Source organism: Candidatus Binataceae bacterium, assembly GCA_036495685.1.
Lineage (GTDB): Bacteria > Desulfobacterota > Binatia > Binatales > Binataceae > JAFAHS01.
Window position 1 is genome coordinate 1 of the sequence record DASXMJ010000117.1, and the last position, 6578, is coordinate 6578.

The 6578-nt window shown below is 60.5% G+C and carries 5 protein-coding genes; 3 read left to right on the forward strand and 2 right to left on the reverse strand.

Features of this window, described 5'->3' with window-relative positions; genetic code table 11:
• Positions 1-137: 137 nt before the first annotated feature.
• Complete coding sequence (locus VGI36_11815) at positions 138-2027, reverse strand: glycosyltransferase family A protein (GenBank protein HEY2485829.1); 1890 nt, start codon at positions 2025-2027, stop codon at positions 138-140.
• A 313-nt stretch (positions 2028-2340) separates the two neighbouring features.
• Between VGI36_11815 and VGI36_11820 the strand changes: the two genes are divergently transcribed.
• The 3 genes from VGI36_11820 (at position 2341) to tatA (ending at position 5756) form a co-directional block, all read left to right on the forward strand.
• On the forward strand, positions 2341-4047 hold the full coding sequence (locus tag VGI36_11820; protein ID HEY2485830.1) for an ATP-binding protein: 1707 nt from the start codon (positions 2341-2343) through the stop codon (positions 4045-4047).
• The gene (locus tag VGI36_11825; GenBank protein HEY2485831.1) at positions 4047-5480 is read left to right on the forward strand and encodes a sigma-54 dependent transcriptional regulator; all 1434 of its coding nucleotides are present in this window, start codon (positions 4047-4049) and stop codon (positions 5478-5480) included. The genes VGI36_11820 and VGI36_11825 overlap by 1 nt, the downstream gene beginning before the upstream one ends.
• 69 nt (positions 5481-5549) lie before the next feature.
• The gene (gene tatA / locus VGI36_11830) at positions 5550-5756 is read left to right on the forward strand and encodes a twin-arginine translocase TatA/TatE family subunit (GenBank protein HEY2485832.1); all 207 of its coding nucleotides are present in this window, start codon (positions 5550-5552) and stop codon (positions 5754-5756) included.
• 199 nt (positions 5757-5955) lie between these two features.
• Here tatA and lexA read toward each other — a convergent pair whose 3' ends face one another.
• Entirely contained in the window at positions 5956-6564 is a 609-nt protein-coding gene (lexA, locus tag VGI36_11835; protein HEY2485833.1) for a transcriptional repressor LexA, read from the reverse strand.
• Positions 6565-6578: the final 14 nt, after the last annotated feature.

The following is a 6578-nucleotide window of genomic DNA, read 5'->3' on the forward strand; positions in this document are numbered from 1 at the left end:
GCACCTTTCGTCGGGCCGAAGATGCGCTCCGGCAGGCCCGCAAATGGGCGATTAACCTGCTCCAATTTCCGCCGCAGCACGACGAACTATTCCGCGGCGCGCTGCTGTAGATCTCTCTATTTTTCTAAGACAGAGTCCTAGCGAAACGCGGCGCGTTGGCGCATTCGCGCCCGCCGCATTCCCACCAACTCGGGTGAAGGCAGGTGGCGGTACACGACCGTCCAGTCGCGCATCAGCCCTCGCCACAGTGGTCCCACAAACGCCAGGAAGGAGAGTATCGCTCGGGGCGTTAGCCCGTGAAACGGTTTCTCCAACGGCGTGGTCCACGCCACGAAAATCGCAAGCACCGGCCCCATCGCCAGCATCGCCAGCGCGGCAAAGGGGCTCAGTCCGACGAATCTCGCCGCAATTGCGGCAATCGTCCACAAGACCATCCATTCGACAGATTGCGGAAGAACCAGCAGCATCCGCAGCGCTCTCTGGCAGTGATCGAATACGCCAGCGCGGCCGGGTTGGGTAAGTGAGCGATCCGCTCTACCCAGCTTTGCGTCAAGGCGCCCATAGCTGCCCTGCCTGCTCAAGAAGTTCCAGAGCGGATAGGGACGCAGGTTCCATACGAGCGCGACCGGACTAAAGCCGAGCTTCGCACCGCTTCCTTCGATTCTGCGGCACAGATCCACATCGGCATCGAACCCTTTGTACTTCCGCTCGAATCCGCCCGCCCGTTGCAGGGCATCTTTGGTGAACGCCAGGTTGCTGCGCGCCATCGCCTCACCCAAACTGGTCGAAGGAAGCGAGGGGCGTGCCGCGGCAACGCATGCCGCGAGCTTTGCCGTGTCATGCGGGACATATGTAGGTCCACAGCAAGCGTCCAACTGCCCTTCTTGCATCGCTCGCACCATGAACGTCAGCCAGTCCGAATCGACCGCGAAATCCGGCTCGACAAAGGCGACTATCTCTCCCCGCGCCGCTTTCACGCCGGCGTTTCGCGCCGCACCCAACCCCTGGTTCGACTGCCCGATCACTCGGAATTGCGGAAACTGCGCCGCTACTTCGGAAACGCCAGCGCAGCCACCGTCAGCAACGACGAGCACTTCGAAGTTGGGATACGCAAGTTGGCTCAGCGTTTGAAGACACCGCTTAAGCGTGCGCTCGCCCTTAAGTGCGCAGACCACCACTGACGCGAGCGGGCAGCTGCCTGGCTGCGGCGGCCCTACGCCATCAAGCGAGGCGAAGGGCATCGTCTCCGCTGGGCGCAGCATCCGGATTGCCAGCCAATCACGCGACAGCGGGGCCGGGACTGACTGCGCCACGACACCCGCCGCTCCCGCCCCAAACGCCTCTGCAACGGCTTCGTCTTGTCTGCTTGACGCCTGCGCGAACTCAATCACCACGGGACGTGGACCGGCCAGCCGGTGGAGGCTCTCAATCCAGAGCCTCAACTCGCGGTCCTGCAACCCTGCCTCGCAGCAGTAGAGAAAATCTTCCTCGGTCAGGACCGGAGCGAGGGTAGCTGGCCGACGCTTGATTGCGACCAGCGCGTTCGGGGCGTGCTGTTTGAGTATCCGAACCAAGGCGCGGAGCCGACGTCTGACTGTCTTCTCCGCGAAGTGGTAAGGACCTTCAGCCGAGGGCTCCAGCGAACAATCGATCAAATAGCCCAACAGGCCCGGGTGGCTCCTGTACACGTTGCCAGCGTGCGCCACTCGCGACACCAGCTCTGCAAAACGTGACGGATCAACCAGATTGCCGGACTCGATGGCAAGTTCCACCATCGCGACCATGTCGGCTCCGGCCACTACATTCAGTGCCGGTTGCGATTGCCCCTCGGTCAGTATCAAACCGCTGGTATGCGCCGCTTTGAGATCTTCGAGGCGGCGACGGAGCTTGAGCTTCTCGTTGAGATCGAGCGTAGAGCCCAAACCATCGAGACGCGTGGCGGTCAGAAAAAACTTGTGTCCGGAGCGCGAAAGGAATTTCCCATGCGTCGCCACCGTGCGATGCGCGATGGAGAGTGATAGCTGCACGACGATTCTCTAGCGAACGAAACAGCGAAAGCTGTGCCACTCAGAAAAGCCAGAATTCTATTGCGGCGAGCGCTGAACCCCTTCGGGCGATTTCACCATCTGGGTCTCCAATTTTACGTTTTCGGCATTGAGCGGTTCGCAGGGTGCGAATTTTGGACTTTTCTGCCCGCAATGTGGTGCTGGAATGGTTAAATTGCGAATGTTATATGTCGGTCAAGCAACGGTTATATATGCGATTAGTTCAGAGCGCCCTTCCAGTCTGCCCGCTTCGGACTTCGCCTGTCGGCCCTTAAATCTGAGCGCCAGGATCGATATGAAACTACAAAATTTTTGCGGATGCTTTGCCTCGTCGAACCCGCAGCTCGTACGTACTCCGACTGATGCTCCCATCGAAGCAACACCCGCAGAACTTCAGGTCATCCGCGATCAGCTGCGCCCGGTAGAAGAATTGCTCGGCAAGCTGTTCGGACCGTTGGTATACGGCCGCTCTGCGAAGAGTATGGAGATTCGTGCCGCGGCGGCCGACGTTATCTGCGAACACTTCGAAGGGATCATCGAAGAGTGGGCGGAGTCGGTCGGCACTATTTTCTTCTGGGAACCCGACGCACAGAAAGACGCGCACAAAGTTGAGGGCTTGCGCAACTCGCTGATTCGCTTTGCCTCCCATCTCCGCGATCCCGACTGCCTCGATACCTATGTCTACCTGCGCCGCCATTGCCAGGAAGGGATGCTGGCGCGTGCGAAACCCTCCCAGTTCAACGCCATCCATATCGCGCTCAAGCAGATCATCATTAACCACGTTACCACCTCGCTTAGCGCTTCCATGCAGCCGCGGGTGCGCGATGCGGTGGTTGCAGCGATCGATGAGCGGCGCCTGATGGTGTCGCAGTTTTACATCGAGTCGCGCGAACATCTGCTGCGCGCCTCCGAGGAGAAATACCGCAACTCGATCAACCACGCACCCGACCCGATGTATGAGATCGAGCCGGGAACGTGGAAGGTGCTGGCTGCCAATTCCGCCGCCGAGAGAGTGCACCTGCTGACGCCCGGCGAAGAGCACATGGTGATGGTGGGGCGGCCGATGACCGACTTCGTTCCGGCCGAGATGCGCGAGGAGCTCCGCAAGGTGCTGCAGGTGGTGGTCGAGCAGGGCTACGAGCACCACAACGACGTGCCGCTCGGGCCCTTCTTCTACGACGTGAACTTCGCACTCATTCCGTACGGCGACAAGCAGTTTATCCAGATGATTATGCACGACGTCACGCAGCGGCGTGAGATGCTCGACTCGCTGCTCAAGAGCGAGCGGCTCGCCGCGGCCGGCACTTTCGCCGCCGGCGTAGCGCATGAAGTGAACAACCCGCTCGCGTCAATCTCGTCGCTGGTGCAGTCGCTGCTCCCGGGCGAAGACGACGCGCAGCGCCGCACCAGCCTGCATACGATTCTCGCGCAGATCACGCGCATCTCCGGCACCCTCAAAGACCTGGTAAACTTCGCCCGCCCCGCCACCGGCCATCAGAAACTGATCGACATCAATCAGCTGGTTTCCGACACCTTGCGGGTCATCAACTACGACAAGCGCTTTAGAGGTATGGCGCTCGACCCCGTGCTCGCTCCCAATCTCAGACCGGCGTTTGCCGACGAAAACGAGATTCAACAGGTACTGCTCAACCTCCTGTACAACGCCGCCGACGCGACCCAGGGCGAAGGCAGCATGATTCGCGTAATCACCGAGAACAAGGCCGTCCGCCAGAACAGCGACCATCCGATTATCGTCATTCGCGTAATCGACAATGGCATCGGCATCCCGCGTGAACATCTGGAGCGGGTGTTCGATCCATTTTTCACGACCAAGCCCGCGGGGTCCGGCGTCGGCCTCGGCTTGTCGCTGTGCCAGCGGATTATTCTTTCCAACAAGGGCACCATCCGGGTCGACAGCGAGCTCGGCAAAGGCACGCAGGTTACCATCCTGCTGCCCGCGCACGAACTGGCGACCTCCGATGCGCATGCCGCGGCGCGCTGATGAACACCGAGGAGCAGGCAAACGCACCGGAACCCGGGTCATACCGGGTGTTGGTGGTCGAAGACGAACCGTTGATGCGGTCGATCATCGTGCAGCTCGCGCGCAGCGACGGCTACGTGGTTTTCGAAGCGCCGTCGGCTGAGCTCGCACTTGACATCTTCGAGCGCGAGCAAATCGACGTCGCGATTCTCGACCTCAACCTGACCAGCGGCGGCAACGGCGTTGAACTGCTCGGACGCCTGCGCGACCGGGACCAGGAGCTGATGGGCATCATCGTGACCGCCTATGCGAGCGTGGAGTCGGCGGTCGAGGCACTCCACAAGGGCGCCTACGACTACATCACCAAGCCGTTCGCCAACGAGCATCTCAAGGCGGTGCTGCGCAACGCGCTCAAGGAAAAGCGCCTCTTTCAGGAAAATCGCTACCTGCATCACGAACTACGCGAGAAGTATCGCTTCGAAAACATCATCGGGAAGAGCGACACCATCGAGCAGGTCTTCCGGATGATGGAAAAAGTCGCGCGTACCGACTCCAGCGTGCTCATCACCGGAGAATCGGGCACCGGCAAAGAGCTGGTCGCGCGGGCCATTCATTTCAGCTCCGAACGCGCCAACGGACGCTTTCTGCCGATCAACTGCGGCGCGCTGCCAGAGAATCTGCTGGAAAGCGAATTGTTCGGCTATAAGAAAGGCGCCTTCACCGGCGCAAGTCAGGACAAGCTCGGCCTGCTGAAGGCTGCCGACAAGGGCACGGTTTTCTTCGACGAGATCGGTGAGATGCCGCTCTCGCTTCAGGTCAAACTGCTGCGCGCGCTGCAGGAACGCGAATGCTACCCGCTCGGCTCCAACGACCCGGTGTCGTTCGATGTGCGGGTACTGTGCGCGACCAACCGCAACCTCGAGGCCGAAAGTCGCGTGGGGCGCTTTCGCGAAGAGCTCCTCTACCGAATCAACGTAATCAACATCAACTTGCCCGCGCTGCGTGATCGCAAGGACGACATTCCGCTGCTGGCGAATCATTTCCTGCGCAAGTCGGAAAAATCCTTGAGCCGCACCGGGATGCGCTTTTCCAAGGGCGCGATCCGCCTGCTGCTAAACTATTCCTGGCCGGGCAATGTGCGCGAACTCGAAAACACGGTCGAGCGCGCTGCTATTCTCGCCGAGACCGACGTTCTCCATTCGCACGACTTGCCCGACAAGCTGCGCACCCCGTCGGCCGCCGCCGTCGCGAGCATCGACAGCTCCGGATTGACCCTCGAGGAACTGGAACGCGAGCACATCAAGCGCATCCTCGAGAAGGTGGATGGCGACAAGGCGCGCGCGGCGCAGGCGTTGGGCATCCATCTTTCGACGCTATATCGCAAGGTGCAGCGTTACCGGCTCGATGGGCCCCCGAACGGCGCCGGCGCGGAGGCCGCTGGGCGCCCCGCGTGATAGCCCGTAGCAATCTCGGAATTTGACGGATAAGCTACTTAACGGCGGGTCGAACCGCCGGAGACGAATATGGATCTATTCGCCCCATGGCATCTGCTGATCATCCTGCTGATCATCCTGGTGATTTTTGGTCCGAGTAAGCTCGGCGATATCGGCGGCGCGCTCGGTAAAGGCATAAAGGACTTCAAACGCGCGATGAACGAGCCCGACGAGGCCAGCAAGCCGGCGGCAGCCAAAGCCGAAGAACCCAAGCCCAGCGATGTCAAACCCAGCTAGGCCTCAGACCGATACGCAGCTTCCCTAGACGACCCAGGGTTTGAAGGCTGCGCATCCCTTCGTCCGAAAAATCCGGAAGACTTCACCTACTTGCCCCAAGAGCGGTGCCGGGGCCAGATCCGACCCGATACCGATCAGAGCCCGGCGTCGTGACTTGGCTCCGAGCCCGGGCGCGTTGGCGCGGTTAAATTTGTGCGGGCTACCGGTAGTGGCGCATCAGGCCGACCACGACTCCGCGAATCATCAAATCTTTCGGATCGACGATGATCGGCTGCATCGAAGCGTTGGCGGGCTGCAGTCGCACTTTTCCATCCGCTTCACGATAGAACTTTTTCACGGTGGCCTCGTTTCCACCGACCAGCGCGATGACGGTTTCGCCGTTGTCAGCGAATTCGCGGGACTCCACGATGATGTAGTCGCCATCGCGTATGCCGTCATCGATCATCGACTCACCCTTGACCCGCAGGCAGAAGGTCTCGTCGCGCCGAATAAACTCTTCCGGCACGCTGATACTCTCATTGGTTTCGATGGCTTCGATTGGAACGCCGGCAGCGACCGTACCCTGGAGCTTGATAGCGTGAGCACCCACCCCCTTGGCCCGCGGCACTTCCAGCGCGCGACTGTGATTATGCTCGCGACGGATGGCACCCTTCTGTTCCAGGTTCCGAAGATGCTTGTGCACGGTAGCCAGCGACGAGAGCCCGAAGTGTTGGCCGATTTCCGCCAACGTCGGAGCATAACCGTGCTCACTGATATACTGTTCCAAATAGTCCACCATCTGCTTCTGGCGCTTGGTAAGTGTTGCCATCGATGGTCCTCCCC